This window comes from Sorangium sp. So ce367 (genome assembly GCF_051520455.1).
Taxonomy (GTDB): domain Bacteria; phylum Myxococcota_A; class Polyangia; order Polyangiales; family Polyangiaceae; genus Sorangium; species Sorangium cellulosum_B.
This window is the reverse complement of sequence record NZ_CP150334.1, coordinates 551,686-569,243: the sequence shown is the minus strand read 5'-3', so window position 1 is coordinate 569,243 and position 17,558 is coordinate 551,686. Positions and strand designations below refer to the sequence as shown.

Below are 17,558 nucleotides of genomic sequence, written 5' to 3'. Positions count from 1 at the left end.
CGCGCGCAGCGACGACGCGGCTCGGGCGAGCAGCTGCGTGAGCGCGAACGCAAGCGAACGTGGAACGAGAACGAGGGGGCGAAGACGGGGACGACGGGGACGACGAGGACGCGCGTCGACGGCGCCTCGTGCGAGCGAGAGGTCCCTTGCGCTCCGCTCGCGGCTGCTGCGATCCTGCCCGGCGCACGCTCGCCCGGGCGCGCCGCGGAGCGGCCCGAGGCGACGATCGCGTTCCGTCATGCTTCGGGGGTAGAGGTTCGATCGCATGGAATGTCCCGCTTGCCATCAGCCAAACATCGATGGGGCGCGCTTCTGCGCCACGTGCGGCGCGCTCCTCCCTGTCGCGCCGGTGGAAGCAGACCCGCTCATCGGCGCCATCGTCGGCGGCCGGTTCCGCATCATGGGCGTGCTCGGCGAGGGCGGGATGGGCCGCGTCTACAACGGCGAGCAGCCGATGGGGACGTCGGTGCGGAAGGTCGCCATCAAGACGCTCCTCTCGCAGCACGCGAAGGATCCGCAGGTGGTCGCGCGCTTCATGCGGGAGTGCGGCACGGTCAGCGAGCTCGAGCACCCGAACACCATCAAGGTCTACGACTTCGGGCAGACGAACACCGGGGAGCTCTACATCGCGATGGAGCTCCTCAACGGGCAGTCGCTGGAGACGGCGCTCGAGCGGGGCGGCGCGCTCTCTCCCGAGCGCGTCGATCGCATCATCGCGCAGACGTGCGGGTCGCTCCAGGAGGCCCATGAGAAGGGGATCGTCCATCGCGACCTGAAGCCCGCCAACATCTTCCTGACCAAGCGCGCCGGCGAGGAGGACTACGTCAAGGTCCTCGACTTCGGCATCGCGAAGCGCGACGAGCGCAGCGCCAAGGCCGAGCAGAAGCTGACCCAGCAGGGGACGGTGCTCGGCACCCCGCCGTACATGAGCCCCGAGCAGTTCACGGGGACCGAGCTCGACGCGCGGAGCGACATCTACTCGCTCGGCGTGCTGACCTACGAGATGCTCACCGGGCGCCTGCCGTTCGACGCCGACACGCCGTGGGCATGGGCGACTCAGCACATGACGGCGCAGCCATTCCCGTTCGAGGCGGTGCCGATGGGCGCCGCGGCCCCGCCGAAGATGAAGGCGGCCGTCATGAGGGCCCTCAGCAAGAGGCGCGAGGACCGGCAGCAGTCGGCGCGGGAGTTCTACGAGGATCTCACGATCGGCGCGGGCGCTCGCCTCTCGGTGCTCGCGGCGGCGCCGCGCACCCTCGTCGGGAGCGACGCGCCGACCAGCGGGACGGCGCTGATGCCGTCGCGCTCGGGTCAGACGCAGCTCGGGGAGCCGCTGTTCGTCGCGGGGCCGCCCACGGGATCGGGACCGGTGAGGACCGTCGTCAACCATCAGGCCCATCAGGCCCCGACGGTCATGGATCAGGCTGTCGTCCCGGCGCACCCGGCCGTGCCCACGGGCAGCGGCCAGGTGTTCCCCGCGCCGCCGCCGGCGCCGCAGAAGAGCAAGGCAGCTCCGATCCTCGCCGCGGTCGCGGCCGTCGCGGTGCTCGGCGTCGTGGGCATCGTCATGATGACGAAGGGGAGCGGCGGGAGCACGACGGAGGAGAGCACGTCGACCGCGATCCCGCTGCCCACGGGCGCGCCGTCGGTCACCGTGGCGTCGGATCCCGTGGGCACGCCCACGAGCACGCCCACCGCCACCCCGGAGCCTCCCCCGCCCGAGCCCACCGGCCCGGACAAGACGGCTCCGGACACCCCGAAGAACACGACGACCCCGACGACCCCGACCGCGACCACCGGGCCCAAGGCCCCGCCGCCTGGCAACGAGAAGGCGGAGCAGGAGTGCAGGGCCGCGATCAACCTGGCGAACGGCGGCAACACGGATCTCGCAGTGAAGCGCTTCGCGTCGTGCGATGGCCCCAAAAAGGCCGAGGCGAGGGCGGCCATCAGCGCAAGCGCCAAGCGGGCGGTCGCGTCCAAGGGGTGCGCGGCGAAGTCCCACGCCTTGGCCGCCGCGCGGATCGGGGCGGGCGAGGCGATGTCCCAGCTGCCAGCGCAGTGTCGATGAAGGAGGCGGGTCGGATCGGGCACAACGCTCAGCGGGTCCGGGCTGTTCCAGGCTTGCCTTGACGCCCGATTTTGACCGGTGCTAGATCCTGCCCCGACAGTTCTGAAAGTTCAGTGCACGCCGCGCCCTGGCTTTGTTTGGTCGGCGCTTGACTTTGGAACACGGGGGAGAAGGTCGCTCACGGGAAATGGGCAGTAAGATTCGTTTGGTCGCGCCTCGAATGAGCTGGCGCGACATATGTCGATCTAAAGAGTTCGCTGGGCGATGGATCGCCCTTGACAATGTCAAATACGTTCAAGGCTGTTCCCAGCCGGCCGAAGCCGACGTTGTGGACGCCGACGATGACCTCGCCGACTTATGCGCGAGGATGCGCGAGGCCGACCGCACGGCGTGTGCGATCCTCTTCGTCGAGGACGACGCCGGAGTACCTCCGCGGGTCCAGCGACTGCCGCAGCTTTGGCGCCGCGTCGCGCACCACTGATCCGCCGGAGCATCCTCACCCGCCCAGCCCGACCGTCTGACGAGGCGAGCGCCCTCGGGAGCGTCTCGGCGAACCGAGCGTAGCTCGGAGCGCTCATGCTCCTCACGTTCGCCGAGCGTCGGTCCCGCGTGGATCCCTGCCTTGGGACGTCCCGTCCGCCCTGCCGCCAGCCGATCTCCGGCTACTTGAGGATCGGCTTCAGCAGGGTCTTGCCGTCCTTGACGACGACATCGTAGTCGACGGACTTGGCCGGGTTCGTCGCACGCAGCTTCGCGGCCTGCGCGCGGAGGCTCTCGGCCAGGCGCTCGTAGGTGACGCCGGCCGTCGACTCACGCGCGGCGCGCTTCGTCTCGACGTACTTCGCGTAGATCTGACGCAGCCGCTGCTCCGGGAGCTCGTCGTCGCGCGCAGCAGATCGCTGCGGGGGCGCGGGTCGCGCGCGCACCGCGGCGTCGACGCCGGCGCGCGCGGCCTCCGGGGGGCGCGACGGCGTCCGCGGCGCCGTATGCCGAGCGCCGCTGGCCGCGCCGGTCTCCGCGGCAGGCGGCGCGGTGGAGCGACGGCGCCTGGCCGACGGCGGGCGCTCCGAGTGGACGCGCTCCTGCCGCCTCGCTCCTGTGCCCTTCGCTTCGCCCGCCGCGGCGGCAGCGACCGCTGGGGCTTCGGCCGGAGCGCCAGGAGAAGGCTTGACCGGGCTCGGTGGCGGCGGTCGCTTCGGAGCAGGCGGAGGCTCGGACGCGACGTCCGTCAACACGTCTGGAGGCCCGGCCGCGGCCTTCGATGCGTCGCCGGTCTTGGTGCGCTGAGCGCGCATCTCCGCCGCGAGCTCGGCGAGCCGCTGACGGCTGTTCGCGCCCGCCGCAGGCTGAGCCTTGTCGACGGCAGGGCGCGCCGGCGACTTCGCGCCCGCTGGGGAGGCCTCGGCCGGCTTCGCCTCTGCCGGCTTGCTCTCCGCCGGCTTCTGCTGGGGCCTGGTCAGGCCGAGCCCCCGGGGCAGCCCTCCCAGCGGCGCGGGCTTCACGACCGCGGCGGCCTGCGGCATGGCAGGCGGCGCGAGCGCGGGGCGCACCGGCGAGCTCGCGGGCGCCGCGCTCGACGCCTCCAGTGCGGTCAGCGGCGCGGCCGCGGCGCGAGGCGCGGCCTCCTCGGCGGCCAGCGCGGCCAGCGATCGCTTTCCCAAAAGCGACGCGGCGGGCAAAGGCGGGGGCGCCAGCGTGACCGCCTCGTCGTCGACGTCGATCTCCTCGTGATCGCCGCTGTCATCGGCGCGGTGGACCGGCTCGCGCGCTGCCTCCTGCTGCTCGGCGAGCTCCCCGTAGCGCTCTGCCCGCTTGCGGCCGACGATCGTGAGCGCTTCCTTCGCTCCGACCCGCTTCGCCGCGCGGATGACGTCGCGACGGTACGTGCCGTTCTCGATCTCGCGCGAGATGCGGCCCCAGTACTGCTGAAACGTGTTGTAGCGCTGGATCAGCATCTGGAACTTGAACCGGAGCCCGGTGTTCCTGATCTGCTCCCGCCGCATCACCCAGATGCGACGCTCGACGTCCTTGCGCGGGATGAGCGGCTCCAGCCGTTCGATCCCCATGAAGTACTGCTCGTAGAGCGCGCGCAGCCGCTCGATGCGCGTCTCCAGCTCCTCGAGCTCCCGCTCGACCTCACCCGATTCCATCGCGGCTAGAGGGGCGTGATGCGCAGGTTGTCGAAGCAGACCGGCGCATCCCATGCGTTGAAGCCCATGTGCTCGTGCCCTGGACCGGAGAGCGGAGCAGGGTCGCTGAGCTCCAGATACTCGACGTCGTTCACCGACCAGGAGAGGGTCCTGCCGTCACGACGCTCTATCCGGAAGCGATACGGTTGCCCCGGCGCAACCGGCCGCGCGCGGTCGTCGTCGCTGTCCGGATCCACGTCGATCTCCAGCCGTTCGGCGCTGTGCTCGTCGAGGCGCGCGAGCACGTGCTTCGTGTTCTTCCATCCTCCGAGGATCACGAGGTAGCTCGTCGCGTTCGTGTAGCTCGCCGCCGTCGCCCCGCTCCGGCCGTCACCCCAGAGCTCGGCCTTGATATCGCCGTCTGGGGCCTCGGCGATGGCGTCGAACTCGATCCGGGCGTTCTCCGGCAGCGGCCGCTTCAACCACACGCCGCGGTTCCTCGCGGCGCGCACGCAGAGCTGCCCCTCGTCGATGGCCCACTTGGAGCTCAAGGCGTTCCAGTCGGGGCCGAGCGCCGACCGGTTGAAGTCGTCCTCGAACACGCCCGTCCCCTGCGCTCCCGGAGCGGCGCCCGCGGTCGGCAAGGAGACCGACGGCGCGACCGTCCCGGCTGGCCGCGCGCTCACATCCCCCGTGGCCGGCCCTTCGGGAACACACGCCGCGCTCACGAGCAGTCCAGGCACTGCGAAGACCCCGACGGTGGCACGGCCAGAGAGCACGGAATCGATGCTAGCAGCGGCGCGCGCGGACTTCGAGAGCCGCTTCGCGGGCGCCGACGACAGGGGTGGGGAGAACATCACGCTGCGCTGACGGCCCGGGCACATCGAGATCGCCCGGCGCGGTTGGACCAGCGTCAGCGAACGCTTTGGCTCGCTGCGTCATGCGCGAGAGACGATGCTTGATGGTCCCCAAGCCCAGGCGTAAGGAGAGGCGCCATGCATCCCATCCTGTTCCGCGTCCCGCTGCCCGCCTGGACCGTGCCCCTGCTCTGGGTCTTCCTGATCGCTGCGGGCGTCGCTTTCGCGGGCGCGATCGGGCTGCTCATCGCGAAGAACAAGCCAGGCGCGACGGCCGCGGGCATCGCAGGCGTCGCGCTCGCCGCGATCGCCTCTCAGGTCAAGGAGCAGACCTACACCCTGGGTCCGCTGCCCATCTACAGCTACGGTGTCATGCTCGGGCTCTCGCTCGTCGTCGGCTGGTACCTGACGCTCGGGCTCGCGGAGCGCGACGGCCTGCCGAAGGAGACGATGGCCAACTGCTACGTCGTCACCGCTCTCGCCGCGGTCGTCGGGTCGCGCGTGCTCTACATCCTCACGAACCTCGACGAGTTCGACTCGTTCGGCGCGATGTTCGACATCCGCCGCGGCGGACTGGTGGCGTACGGCGGCTTCCTGGGCGGCTTCCTGGGCTCGTACCTGTTCCTGCGCTCCCATCGAATCCCGCTGCTCCCCTGGGCCGACGTCGCCGTCCCGAGCCTCGCCTCGGGCCTGATGATCACGCGCATCGGGTGTTACCTCTTCGGCTGCGACTTCGGCCGGCCGCTCGGCGAGACGGCGCCCGCCTGGCTGAAGAAGCTCGGCACGTTCCCGCGCTGGGCCGAGGGCACGCTGGACCACGGCAGCGGGTCCCCGGCGTGGGTGCAGCACGTCAAGGAGCGCGGGCTGGATCCGAGCTCCGAGGCGTCGCTCGCCGTGCACCCGACGCAGATCTACGAGGCGCTCGTCGGCGCAGGGCTGCTCGCGCTCCTCCTCCTCGCGCGCCGCCGGCAGAAGTTCCGTGGCGAGATCTTCCTCATCTTCACGTTCTCCTACGGCGTCTGCCGCTACCTGCTCGAGCTCCTCCGCGACGACGCCGAGCGGGGCTCGATCCCGCCGTCGCTCCCGGAGCACGTGTTGCTCCCGGCCGGCCTCGTGATCTTCGCCGTGGGGTACACGATCGGGTTCTCCCACCTCCTGCGCGACAACGTGGTGCGCAAGGTGACGCAGGTGCTCTCCTTCGTCCCCGCGGTCGCCCTGTACCTGGCCCTCAGGCCCGAGACGTTCGCCGCCTCCGCGACCCTCCAGTACTCGACCTCCCAGGCCGTCGCGCTGGCGACCGGGCTCGCCGCGTCGATCGCGTTCGCGGTCTATCACAAGGCCGCCCTGGACCACCCGGAGCAGGCGATGGCGCTCAGCCTCCCGGAGAGCCCCGCCGCGGCCGCCGACAAGCAAGCAGATGGCGACGACGACGAGGACCAGAACGACGAGGACGAGGACGACACGCCGAGAAAGAAGCGGAGCGCGCCGGCGAAGGCCGGCGACGCGCCGTCGCGGGCCAGGCGCGGCAGCGCAAAGGACGAAGGCCGGGCGACGGCCCGCGAAACCGGCGCCGCCGAGGCGCCCGACACCACCGGAGAGGCATAGAACGTGAAGATCGCATTCGGAGAGGGCATGCTCGTACCGGCCGTCGTGCAGGATCGGCTGACCGGGCAGGTCCGGATGCTCGCGTACATGACGCGGGAGTCGCTCGCCAGGACGCTCGAGACGGGGCGCGCCACCTTCTTCAGCCGCTCGCGCGGCGAGCTCTGGGAAAAGGGGGCGACGAGCGGCAACACGCTGGCGGTGACGAGCGTCCACGCCGACTGCGACGGGGACGCGCTCCTGATCCTCGCGGAGCCCCGCGGTCCGACGTGCCACACGGGGAGCGCGAGCTGCTTCTTCCGGCAGGTCGATGCCCGCGGCGACGGGGAGCCCGAGGCCGCCGACGAGGGGCAGGACGCGTCCGCGCTGCTCGAGGCCCTCGAGCGCGAGATCGAGGCGCGCAAGGCGTCGTCGGCGACGAAGAGCTACACCCGGAAGCTGCTCGACGGAGGCGCGCCGCTCATCGGGGCGAAGCTCCGCGAGGAGGCCGGCGAGCTGGCCCAGGCGATCGCCGGGGAGAGCGACGAGCGCGTCGCGTCCGAGGCGGCGGACGTCATCTACCACCTGCTGGTCGGCGTCGCGTCGCGCGGCGTCCCGCTGCGCGCGGTGCTCTCGGCGCTCGCGTCACGCATGGGCACGAGCGGCCTCGTCGAGAAGGCATCGCGGGCACAGAAGGACGGCCCGGGCAAGCCGTGATGCGCCGGGCGCCGCTGCCTCGATGTGGCGGCGGCTCGCTCTTCGTGATCCGCCGCGCGGCGCTGCGCTGTCAGCAACCACAGAGCCCGTTGTAGACGGACGAAGCCCTGTCACCGCGACCGGGGCTGCCGATCGGGATCACCCCGATGGCGGCGGCGCCCGCGAGAGCGAGGTGGCAGACGGCGAGGCTTCGCCACCGCAGCTGCGCGCCGGCCCCCGCCCTCCGTGAGGGCGGCGGATGGGCTATTCTGGATGGGTGAGCCCGTTCCGTGAGCCGCCCGGCATCGAGCTCGGCCCGCTGGAGGTCGGCCTCGGGCGCGCGGCGCGGCGAGCCATGGTGGGCCTCATCCCGAGCGGGGGACGGCTCATCGCGCCGGACGGCTACGCGCGGACCCTCCACGGCGAAGGCGGCTCCTGGCGCGGCCGCTCGCACACCGCAGGCGCGCTGGGCTCCCTGGGGCTCTTGCTCGCGTCGGCCTGCGCCTTCGTCGCGGCGACCGGCGGCTTTCAGCTGCACGGCCTCGAGGCCACGGCGGTGACGGTCGCGCTCGTGATCGCGGGCGGGGTCTCGCTGGCCGCGGTGCTGCGCGCCATCGATGCGCCGCGCGAACGGCTCACCGTGCACGGGGCCGTGGTCGGCAGGGCGGCGAGGCGCGCGCTCCGCAGGGCAGGGCGCCTCGCGCGCCACGCGGAGCGCGCGCCGGATAGGTTCGGCCCTCGCCGCGTCACCGCGCTGCGCAAGACGTTATCCATGCTCGCTGATCCGCTCATCGCGGACTGGATCCCCGCGGACGTGCGCGGCCGCGCGGAGCTCCTCCTCGCCCGCGCCATCGCCGCGAGCGTCGGCGCGCGATGGGCGCGCGAGGCCAGCGTCCGGACCGAGGTCCGGGCGCTTCTGCTCGCCGCGGCCGATCACCTGATCGAGCCGACGCCGGCCCGGCTGGACCTTCTCGTGCTGGCAGAGCACACCGAGCCCGCCCCGGCGCCGCGGGATGCACGCTGGCCACAGCGCGTGACCGCTGCGGCGCAGATCCGCTGCATGGCGCCGTCGCCCCCTGTCCCCTCCGACGCCGTCGCCGAGGACACCGCGGCGGGGGTCGATCTCGACGCGACCGATTCCTCCGGTGAGGCGATCGATCGTGCTAGGGTGCGCTGCTGAAGGGCGCGCCGCCGACGCCTCGGGAGGCCTCGGCGGCGTTGCAGGAATCCCGTGAATCCACCTCGATTCCGGAGCTCTTCACGCTCCCGGGCCATCCCCCTGCCCCCTGCGCTCGGCCGCGCCCACCTCGCGATCGGGTGCGCGTTGCTCCTGGGGACGTGCCCGAGGCGCGCGCTCGGGCAAGGCGCGGTGGCCGCCGGCGCAGAAGCCACGACGCAGGAGCGAGCGCCGCACGCTTCCGCGCCCCCCCACGCGGCAGCGCTGTCGCCCGGCGCGGCGCCAGAGGAGAGGCATCGCGTCCGGTACACCCTCGACGGCATCGAGATCCGAGGCAACGTGCGGACCGCCGCGCGCGTGATCCTCCGCTACGTCAGGTTCCGCGCGGGGGACCTGCTCGACGTCGAGGATCCGGAGATCGAGCTCACGCGCTACCGCCTCCTCGGGACCGGGTTCTTCGCCTCGGTCGGGTTCTCGCTCCGCAAGGGGGTCGAGCGCGGGAGCGCGACGCTCGTGATCGACGTCGTCGAGCGCAACACGTTCGTCGTGCAGGACCTCTGGCTCGGCATCGCGGCCGACGAGGACACCGCGGGCAACGCGAAGCCGCTCTCCGCGTTCACCGGCGTGCAGGTCGCCGAGACCAACCTCGCCGGGACAGGGATCACGCTCGGCGCCGGCGTCGGGCTCGCGGCCGACCAGCTCGCGCTGAGGACCCGCTTCGTCGACCCCGCGTTCGTGGGGACCCGCTGGTCGGCCACGGTGACGGTGCTCTACAACGACGCCCGTGACTTCTTCGGCAACCGGGACGTCGTCTTCGAGTCCCCGTTGCTCGAGCAGCGCGAGGTCACGGGCTACGCCGTCGTCGCCTACAAGCGGTTCGGCGCGACGCTCGGCACAGGTCACGACGTCTCCTCCTCCTCGCGGCTGTCGCTCGACTACCACCTGGAGCAGATCGACGCGACCGTGCCCACGGTCGCCTCGCACATGCGCGGCAACAGCCGCGAGCCCATCGAATTCGACATCCTGGGCGGCAAGACGGTGCTCTCGTCGCTGCACGCCGCGATCGATCACGACACGCGCGACGCGCCCTTCCTTGCGACGCAGGGCACGCTCGCGTCGGTCTCGGTCACGGTGGGCGTACCGCCGTTCGGCAGCGACTACGGCTACCAGAAGTTCGAGTTCGGCGCGCAGCGCTGGTTCCGCCTGCCGCTGCGGCACGTGCTCCGCGTCGAGGCGTTCGCCGGCGCGATAGCCGGGGATGCGCCTTTCTTCGAGAAATTTTACGTCGGCGATCTCACCGACCTCCTGCCGGATCGGCTGCTCGATCTGGCGCCCGATCGGAGGCAACCGCCAAACTTCCTCAGCACGGACATCATCGAGGTCCGGTACGGGGACTTCGCCGCCAAGCTGGAGGCGGAGTACCGGATCCCGGTCTACGCCGGCCGCGGCTCCATCTACGGCGTCGATCTCTTCGGCGCCGCGGGCCTGTACGGCCTCGCGACGCGCCGCGAGTTCACCGATGCGCCGACCGGATACGAGGGCTTCGCCCGCGTGCCCGTGGACCTCACCTACAACCTCGGTCTGCGGGTCGACACCGCGGTCGGCGGGGTGACGCTCGCGTTCTCGAACCTCCTCGGGTTGATCCCGGCGCGACGCGGTGAGCGGAAATGATCTGCTCGTTCTGCTCGCTCTGCTCATTCTGCTCCAATGCACATCGCGGACCGAAGCGCGCGGTGCGCGGTGCGCGGCGCGCGGGCGGTGGCCGCCGCGCCTGGCACCTCCGAGAGGCGCGGCGAGCGCTCGTGGCGCTCGGCCACGGAGCGGCGCGCTGGCTCGGGATCGCGCTGCTCGCGACGCTCGCCCTCCGAGCGAGCTGGTCGATGGCCCAGGAGGGGCCGGGGCCCAAGGAGATCGCTGACGCGGACGCGCAGCAGGCGCTCGGCGCGCCTGCCGCGCTGCCCACCCGGGTGGCGAGCTTGACGCTCGACAAGACGATCGTGCAGCTGACCGTGGGCTTCCGCGACGTCGTCGACGGCGAGATCTCGAAGAAGCTGCTCAGCGGGCTCCCCACCGTCATCACAATGCGCGGCTACCTCTTCCACGAGAGCGGAGGCAACCCTGTCGCGCTCGCCGCCAAGAGCTGCCGGATCGTCTACGACCTCTGGGATGAGGTGTTCCGGATCCAGCTGATCCAGGCCGGAGGTCAGTCGAGCACGGTCGCGATCAACGTCGAGGGCGTGCTCCGCAACTGCGCCGAGGCCCGGCGGCTGCCGCTCGCGGAGCGATCGCTCGTCCGCGACGGCAGCCGCTATTTCGTCGCCGTGCTGGTCGAGGTGAACCCCATGAGCGCCGAGATGCTCGATCGCATCAAGCGGTGGGTGACCCGACCGCCCGGCTCGACGGCGATCGGGCCGGGCGACTCGCTGTTCGGCTCCTTCGTCGGCCTGTTCGTGACGCGCATCGGCAACGCCGACCGGATGCTCGCCTTCCGCACGCAGCCCTTTTTACCGCCGGTGCCACCGCCCAGCCCGCCTCCTCCTCCCCAGAGGTCTCCCGGCCGCTGAGCGGCGGCCTCGCTCGACGTCACGCCCCTCGCCCGCCGGGCGGCGCGTCGGTCTACACTCGTCGCGCGGACGCTCTGTTGGTGTCGGATCCACCCCCATGCGCCTCTTTCCCATCGCGCTCGATCTCAACGGCCAGCGGGCGCTCGTCATCGGCGCGGACGGCGACGCCCCGTACACCGTGGAGCGCCTCCTCTCGGCGGGCGCTCGCGTCTCCGTCGTCGCTCCACGGCAGGTCGACGGGTCCATCGAGCAAGCCAGCCGGGAGGGGCGGCTCGATCTGCACCGGCGAGCATTCGTGGAGGGCGACCTCGCCGGGGCGGCGATCGTGTTCCTCGTGCCGGGTGACGAGGCGCTCTCGCGGCGCCTCCACCGAGAGCTCGCGGGCGCCGGGCGCCTCGTCTGCACGCTGGATCGCCCGGAGGTGTCGAACTTCGTCAATCCTTCGGTGGTCTCTGCCTCCGGACTGACGATGAGCTTCAGCAGCCATGGCGTCAGCCCTGGAACGATACGGCGCATCCGGGAGGACCTCGGCGCCCTCTTCTCGGATCCTCGGTTCGCCCGCTACATCGACGCGCTGCGCAGGCTCCGCGAGAGCCTCCCTCGGGGCCCCGAGCGGGCCGCGCGCATGCGCCGGGCGACCCTGGGCTTCGGGCTGGAGGCGAGGCTTCGGTTCCCTGCATGGCTGGAGCGAGGCGACGAGCCTTGATGTCCGAAGAGGCCGCGCCGGAGCGGCGGGGGCGCCGCGGGGGCGCGGGCCTCGGCGCGGATCTCGGCCAAGGCGCGCGCGCCCCCGGATGAACGCGAAACCCCTTGTGTAGAGCGGCCTTCAAGGCTTAAGTGGGCGCCCACGCGACACTATCCGCGGAGGAGGGCTTACGGTATGCGTTCACGATCGGGCCGGCTGACGATGTTGACCTCGGCGGCGATGGTCTCTGGGCTCCTGACGCTGACGAACGTCAGTCCGGCATCCGCGCAGACGGATGCCAAGCCGGCAGCGCCCCCGGCAGCTAAGCCGGCCGCCCCGGCCGCCCCCGCGGCGGCTCCTGCGAAGCCAGCCACATCCGCGGCGCAGGCGCCCACCCCCGCTGCGACGCCGCCCGCGGCCGGCGCGACACCGCCCGCGGCCGGGACGCCCGCCGCGGCTCCCGCGAAGGCGGGTACGCCCGCGACGGCGGCTCCCGCGAAGGCCGGTGAGCCCGCGACGAAGGTCACCACCACCAAGCCGAAGAAGGCGCTGACCGAGAAGCAGAAGAAGGACGAGGCGAAGAAGCTCTACAAGGAGGCCGAGGCCAGGTTCGACAAGGGCGAGTACGCCGTCGCGGCCGACCTGTACCGCCAGGCGGACGAGTACGTGCCCGGCGCCGCACCGAAGTACAAGCTCGCCCTCTCGCTCGACAAGCAGGGCCTCGTCACCGAGGCCGTCGCGGCCTGGCAGGCGTTCCTCGATTCGAAGCCGGACGCCGAGAAGTTCAAGGAGAAGATCGCCGAGGGGCAGACGCGCGTCGAGGCCCTGAAGAAGACGCCGGCGAAGGTGAAGGTCGCGACCGTCCCGGAGGCGCCGCCTGGCCTCAAGGTCGCGGTCGACGGCGTGGCCCAGACCGGCAAGGAGCTCTCGGTCCCCCCCGGCAAGCACACCCTCACCGTCTCCGCCGAGGGGTTCGCCGACGCGAGCCAGGAGCTCGAGGTCAGCTTCGCCGAGGCGCGCGAGGTCAACGTCACGCTGACGCCGCAGGCGCCGGCGCCTGTCGCTGCGACGCCGGCCCAGCCCCCCACCCCGCCGCCGCCCGCCGACGTGCCGCCCGCGCAGCCGCCGCCGCCCGCAGCGCCGATCGAGCCGCGCTCTCCGGTGCCGGCCTACGTCACCCTCGGGCTCGCCGGCGCCGGTGTGGTGGTCGGGACGATCTTCGGCATCCAGGCGCTCGGCGCGAAGAGCGACTTCGATGACGCCCCGACGACCAAGACCGCGGACAAGGTCGATCGCTTCGCGCTCATCGCGGACATGTCCTTCGCGGTGGCGCTCACGTTCGGCGTCACCGGCGCGGTCCTGCTCCTCAGCGACGACCCGGCCCAGGCGAAGGCCGCAGCGTCGAGCGCGACGAAGAAGGCGTTCGTCACTCCGTTCGTCAGCCCGACAGGCGGCGGCGCCGCCGCGCGGTTTACCTTCTAAGGGGACTACTATGTGGAAGAAACAGCATCTTCTCGCGATGGCGCTCTGCGCTGGCGCGCTCTCGACTCTCGGGATGGGCTGCGAGCTCATCGCCTCGGTCGATCGCTCGCGCATCCCGGGGGACGAGGACGTCCTCGACGACGGATGTTCTGACGGCACGAAGAACAACGAAGAGACCGACGTCGACTGCGGCGGTTCCATCTGTCCGAAGTGCGACGCCGCCAAGGCGTGCACCGCAGCCACCGACTGCACGAGCGGCTTCTGCGCCGACGACGTCTGCTGCGACAAGGCCTGCGACGCGGAGTGCGACTCCTGCACGGCCGCGCTCAAGGCGTCGGGCGACGACGGCGAGTGCGGCCCCTCGAAGGCCGAGACCGAGTGCGGTGAGGCGACGTGCTCCGAGGGCGTCGAGACGAGCCGCGGCACCTGCGACGGGGAGAACGTGGAGTGCGGGCCCGGCGAGGAGAAAGAGTGCGAGGAGTTCGCCTGCAATGAGGCGGCCAACGCCTGCTTCACCGAGTGCATGGAGGACGCGCATTGCGCGAAGTGCCACGAGTGCGCGGACGGCGCCTGCGTGCTGGCCGCGGCCGGCGCGGAGGGCCTGGGCTGCGACGAGGGCCAGGCGTGCGACGCCGCCGGCGAGTGCAAGCCCGCGAACGGCGTGGAGTGCACGGAAGCGAGCGCGTGCGCCACTGGGCTCTGCGTCGACGGCGTCTGCTGCGACACCGCCTGCGACACGGCGTGCATGGCCTGCAATGTGAAGGATCTGGAAGGCACGTGCTCGAACATCCCGCTCGGCACCGAGGACGAGGCGGACTGCAGCGGCATCAACACGTGCGATGGCAAGGGCGCTTGCAAGCTGGTGGGTGGCGAGGAGTGCACCACCAACGAGCAGTGCGCGAGCGGCAAGTGCCTCCCCAGCCCCCTCTTCAGGTGTGACGAGATCCCGGAGACGCCCTGAGCTCTCTCCGGCTCCCGCCGGGCTCCCCAGGGAGCCCGGCGGAGCTCACGCCTCGAACGTCCCTCTCACGCGCGCGCTGAGCTCTCCCGCCCCGGAGCTCGAAGGCGGGCCCAGCACCGTCATCGACTCGGCTTCTCCCTCGAACAGCCCGCCGTCCCCGAGCTCGTCCTCCGCGGCTTCCGCCTCGTAGGCAGGCACCATCGCGGCCTCCTCCCAGCGGCTCTTGAGCCGCTCCGCGAGCTTCGCGAGCAGCTCCCGCGTCGTCTCCCGGTCCGTGGCGGACAGGACCACCGCATCCGGGTGCCCGAGGAGCAGCCGCCGCCCCTCCGCCGGGGCGATCAGGTCCGCCTTGTTGAACACCACGATGCGGGGGATGCCGATGAGATCGAGCTCGGTCAGCAGCGCCTCGGTCGTCTCGATGTGCTGGTCGCGCGCGGGATCGCTCGCGTCCACGACGTGGAGCAGGAGGTCGGCGTCGGCGGCCTCCTCGAACGTCGCCCGGAAGGCGGCGAACAGGTCCTTCGGCAGCTCCCGGATGAAGCCGACGGTGTCGGTGATCACCACCTCGCGCTCCTCGGGGAAGCGGAGCCGCCTCGAGCGGGTGTCGAGGGTCGCGAACAGCTTGTTCTCGGCGAGCACGTCGGCGCCGGTCAGCGTGTTCAGCAGCGTGCTCTTGCCGGCGTTCGTGTAGCCGACGATCGAGACCACCGGCACGCCGAGCCGGGCGCGGCGGCGGCGGCGCTGCTCGCGCTGGCGGGAGAGCCGCTTCAGCTGCGCCTCCAGGAAGCTGACGCGCTCCTTCGCGCGGCGGCGCCCGATCTCGAGCTTCGTCTCGCCCGGACCGCGCCCGCCGATGCCGCCCGTCAGGCGAGACAGGGAGTCGTCCTTCTGCCCGAGGCGAGGGAGCGTGTACTTCAGCTGGGCCAGCTCGACCTGGAGCTTGCCGTCCGACGACTCGGCCCGCTGGGCGAAGATGTCGAGGATGAGCTGCGTCCGGTCGAGCACCTTGAGATCCGTGTGCTTCGCGATCGCCGAGGCCTGGGAGGGGGTCAGATCCCGGTCGAAGACCAGCGTCTCCGCGTCGAGCTCCGAGGCGCGCAGCACGACCTCGTCCAGCTTGCCCTTGCCGAGCACGAGCCGCGGGTCGAGCCGATCGCGCAGCTGGAGGACCGTGTCCGCGACGTCGACGCCCGCGGTGCCAGCGAGCTCGGTCAGCTCGCGCAGGCTCTCCTCGGCCCGGGCGAGCGCGCCCACCTTGGATTTCTCGGCGACGTGGACGAGGATCGCGCGGCCGTCCTTCGCCGCGACCGACCGCGTGCGCGACCGCTTCGTGAACTCGTCCTCGAGCGCCTGGATGAGCGCGCCGAAATCGACGTCGGCGCGGCCGATCGCGACGGGGCCCACGGTCCGATACGGCAGCGCCGCCGCCCCGCGGCCGTCGCCGCGCCCCTCCGCCTCGTCCACGGTCACCGTGACCGCTTCCTTCCCGTGGACCGGGACGTTGTACGCGTACTGGAGGGTCCGCGGCTCGCCCTGAGGGGTGAGCTGCACGGCCGCGACCAGGTCGAGCCGGAGACGGACGAGATCCACGAGATCGTCCCGGGTGAGCGGCTCGTTGAAGAGGTGCGTGTGGACGAGCCGGAGCGCCCTGAAGCGGCCCTGCGCGGCGCGGAGGCGCCCGATGTCCGGCAGCATCAGCCGGGTCGCGTCGCCGACGATGACGTAGTCGATCTCGCCCGAGCGGTGGACCAGCGCGCCGACCTGGCGCCCCGTCTCATGCGATGCCTCGGCGAGCGCCTTGATGAGCTCGGGCGTGGCGATGCTGGCGAGCGGGACCTTGCGGCGGTAGATGCGCTCGAGGGTCTTGGTGGCCTGGGGGCTGAGTCCGGTGGTGTTTCCGTAGAGGGTGGGCATTCGATAATCGAAGGGGGATGTCGATCCCGCTCACTCGATTTCATAACGCACGCGGGGCCGGTCCGCGACCAGGGGCACCGCGGATCTTCGTGCGGAGCGCGCATTTTCTCGTCGCTCGTCCCCCTTCCGTTGCTCCCCGTCCCTCCTCGCCTCCCGCTCGACGCGCTCCTCCAGGTTCCTGTGGAGACCGCGCGCGAGACGAGGCTACCCTGCGCCGCGATGGCCATCCTGACCCCCCTCTCGCTCGCGGATGCCCGCCGCATCGGCGCGCTCTACGGCCTGGAGATCGCCGACGTGCGCGGCCTCCTCGCCGGGAGCGTCAACTCCAACTTCGCGTTGACGCTCGCCGACGGCCGCGGACAGGTGTTCCTGCGGGTCTACGAGGAGCAGCAGCTCGGCGCGGCGTCACGCGAAGCGCGCATGCTCGAGCACCTCGCGGCGGGGGGCGTCGCCACCCCGCAGCCGCTCCGGCGCCGCGACGCGGCGCCCTCTGACGCGGCGTCCGTGTCGGAGGGCGCCGCGTTCGTGGCAGAGCACGCTGGAAAGCCGGTCGCGCTGTTCCCGTGGGTCGGGGGAGCGTCGCTCTGCCAGGCGCGCGTCACGCCGGACGCGACCCGCCGCGTCGGCGCGGCCCTGGCGCGGGTGCACCTCGTCGGCGCCTCGTTCGAGGGGGCGAACGCCAGCCGGTTCGACCTCGACGGCCTCGACCAGCGGCTCCGGGGGCTCCGTTCCCCTGCGCCCGCCGCCGGCACGACGTCGACGGCCCCCGCTCCCGCCCCGGCCCTCCCGCCCGACGTGGCCGCCGCCGTCGACGAGCTCACCGGCCGGCTCGAACGGATCCGCGCCGCGGCGCCGCGAACCCCCGGCCCCCAGACGCTGATCCATGGCGACCTCTTCCGCGACAACGTGCTCTGGGAGGCCGGCGAGATCTCGGCGCTGCTCGATTTCGAGAGCGCCTCGCGCGGGAGCGCCGCGTTCGACCTCGCCGTCACGATGCTCGCGTGGTGCTTCGGCGACGATCTCGACCCGGATCTCGTGTCCGCGCTCGCCGCCGGCTACACGGCGGTGCGGCCGCTCTCAACCGAGGAGCGCGACCGTTTGTTCCACGAGAGCGTGATCGCGGCGCTGAGGTTCTCCATCACGCGCATCACCGATTTCGAGCTCCGCCCGAAGGGCAGCGGTGTCTACAAGGACTTCCGGCGCTTCCTTGCGCGGCAGCGGACGCTCGAGCGCCTCGGCCCGGAGGGGCTCCTCGCGCTGCTCGGCGTCTGATCCGCGTCGACTCGCGCCGACGTCTTCCGCTGTCCGATCACCGTCTGCTTACCGTCTGCTTGGCGCCTTCGCCGTCTTCACCGTCTGATTCAGGTCCGATTCAGATGTGAGCGGAGGTCGTCTGTGATTTTGCGTTAACTTCGCTGCGCCTGGCGATGGCGGCGTTGCGCGG

General features: G+C 71.8%; 13 protein-coding genes. 10 read left to right on the top strand and 3 right to left on the bottom strand.

All coding sequences use genetic code 11. The features are described 5' to 3' along the window. Nucleotides 1-265: 265 nt before the first annotated feature. On the top strand, nucleotides 266-2,068 hold the full coding sequence (locus tag WME97_RS02150) for a serine/threonine-protein kinase (protein WP_437549099.1): 1,803 nt from the start codon (nucleotides 266-268) through the stop codon (nucleotides 2,066-2,068). Nucleotides 2,069-2,730: 662 nt separating this feature from the next. On the opposite strand, the gene WME97_RS02145 is transcribed toward WME97_RS02150, so the two are convergent. Beyond that, nucleotides 2,731-4,218 (bottom strand): MXAN_5187 C-terminal domain-containing protein, encoded by a 1,488-nt coding sequence (locus WME97_RS02145; protein ID WP_437549097.1) that lies wholly within the window; start codon nucleotides 4,216-4,218, stop codon nucleotides 2,731-2,733. A gap of 5 nt (nucleotides 4,219-4,223) precedes the next feature. Continuing rightward, nucleotides 4,224-4,976 (bottom strand): hypothetical protein, encoded by a 753-nt coding sequence (locus WME97_RS02140; RefSeq protein WP_437549096.1) that lies wholly within the window; start codon nucleotides 4,974-4,976, stop codon nucleotides 4,224-4,226. Nucleotides 4,977-5,192: 216 nt separating this feature from the next. Here WME97_RS02140 and WME97_RS02135 point away from each other — a divergent pair, with 216 nt between their 5' ends. The 8 genes from WME97_RS02135 to WME97_RS02100 all read left to right on the top strand — a co-directional run bounded on the left by WME97_RS02135 (nucleotide 5,193) and on the right by WME97_RS02100 (nucleotide 14,200). Beyond that, complete coding sequence (locus WME97_RS02135; protein WP_437549094.1) at nucleotides 5,193-6,659, top strand: prolipoprotein diacylglyceryl transferase; 1,467 nt, start codon at nucleotides 5,193-5,195, stop codon at nucleotides 6,657-6,659. Between the two features lie 3 nt (nucleotides 6,660-6,662). Further along, on the top strand, nucleotides 6,663-7,352 hold the full coding sequence (gene hisIE / locus WME97_RS02130) for a bifunctional phosphoribosyl-AMP cyclohydrolase/phosphoribosyl-ATP diphosphatase HisIE (protein ID WP_437549092.1): 690 nt from the start codon (nucleotides 6,663-6,665) through the stop codon (nucleotides 7,350-7,352). A 256-nt stretch (nucleotides 7,353-7,608) separates the two neighbouring features. Then, on the top strand, nucleotides 7,609-8,511 hold the full coding sequence (locus WME97_RS02125) for a hypothetical protein (RefSeq protein ID WP_437549090.1): 903 nt from the start codon (nucleotides 7,609-7,611) through the stop codon (nucleotides 8,509-8,511). A gap of 51 nt (nucleotides 8,512-8,562) precedes the next feature. Continuing rightward, a complete protein-coding gene (locus WME97_RS02120) occupies nucleotides 8,563-10,179 on the top strand; it encodes a BamA/TamA family outer membrane protein (protein ID WP_437549088.1) in 1,617 nt (538 codons plus the stop codon). A 131-nt stretch (nucleotides 10,180-10,310) separates the two neighbouring features. Then, nucleotides 10,311-11,072 carry a hypothetical protein gene (locus WME97_RS02115; RefSeq protein ID WP_437549086.1) on the top strand — a complete coding sequence of 254 codons (762 nt, stop codon included), beginning with the start codon at nucleotides 10,311-10,313 and terminating at the stop codon, nucleotides 11,070-11,072. Nucleotides 11,073-11,169: 97 nt separating this feature from the next. Further along, nucleotides 11,170-11,778, top strand: coding sequence for a precorrin-2 dehydrogenase/sirohydrochlorin ferrochelatase family protein (locus tag WME97_RS02110; RefSeq protein ID WP_437549085.1), 609 nt, complete (start codon nucleotides 11,170-11,172; stop codon nucleotides 11,776-11,778). 174 nt (nucleotides 11,779-11,952) lie between these two features. Then, complete coding sequence (locus WME97_RS02105) at nucleotides 11,953-13,239, top strand: PEGA domain-containing protein (protein WP_437549084.1); 1,287 nt, start codon at nucleotides 11,953-11,955, stop codon at nucleotides 13,237-13,239. A gap of 10 nt (nucleotides 13,240-13,249) precedes the next feature. Then, nucleotides 13,250-14,200, top strand: coding sequence for a hypothetical protein (locus tag WME97_RS02100; RefSeq protein WP_437549082.1), 951 nt, complete (start codon nucleotides 13,250-13,252; stop codon nucleotides 14,198-14,200). Between the two features lie 45 nt (nucleotides 14,201-14,245). Here WME97_RS02100 and hflX read toward each other — a convergent pair whose 3' ends face one another. Then, the gene (gene hflX / locus WME97_RS02095) at nucleotides 14,246-16,114 is read right to left on the bottom strand and encodes a GTPase HflX (protein WP_437549080.1); all 1,869 of its coding nucleotides are present in this window, start codon (nucleotides 16,112-16,114) and stop codon (nucleotides 14,246-14,248) included. Between the two features lie 219 nt (nucleotides 16,115-16,333). Between hflX and WME97_RS02090 the strand changes: the two genes are divergently transcribed. After that, entirely contained in the window at nucleotides 16,334-17,386 is a 1,053-nt protein-coding gene (locus WME97_RS02090; RefSeq protein WP_437549078.1) for a homoserine kinase, read from the top strand. The last annotated feature ends 172 nt before the right edge of the window (nucleotides 17,387-17,558 follow it).

What these genes read in the sequence shown, in the direction of transcription:
- WME97_RS02150 (WP_437549099.1), top strand. Translation starts at nt 266, where the DNA reads ATGGAATGTCCCGCTTGCCATCAGCCAAACATCGATGGGGCGCGCTTC.
- WME97_RS02145 (WP_437549097.1), bottom strand. Translation starts at nt 4,218, where the DNA reads ATGGAATCGGGTGAGGTCGAGCGGGAGCTCGAGGAGCTGGAGACGCGC.
- WME97_RS02135 (WP_437549094.1), top strand. Translation starts at nt 5,193, where the DNA reads ATGCATCCCATCCTGTTCCGCGTCCCGCTGCCCGCCTGGACCGTGCCC.
- WME97_RS02110 (WP_437549085.1), top strand. Translation starts at nt 11,170, where the DNA reads ATGCGCCTCTTTCCCATCGCGCTCGATCTCAACGGCCAGCGGGCGCTC.
- WME97_RS02105 (WP_437549084.1), top strand. Translation starts at nt 11,953, where the DNA reads ATGCGTTCACGATCGGGCCGGCTGACGATGTTGACCTCGGCGGCGATG.
- WME97_RS02100 (WP_437549082.1), top strand. Translation starts at nt 13,250, where the DNA reads ATGTGGAAGAAACAGCATCTTCTCGCGATGGCGCTCTGCGCTGGCGCG.
- hflX (WP_437549080.1), bottom strand. Translation starts at nt 16,114, where the DNA reads ATGCCCACCCTCTACGGAAACACCACCGGACTCAGCCCCCAGGCCACC.
- WME97_RS02090 (WP_437549078.1), top strand. Translation starts at nt 16,334, where the DNA reads ATGGCCATCCTGACCCCCCTCTCGCTCGCGGATGCCCGCCGCATCGGC.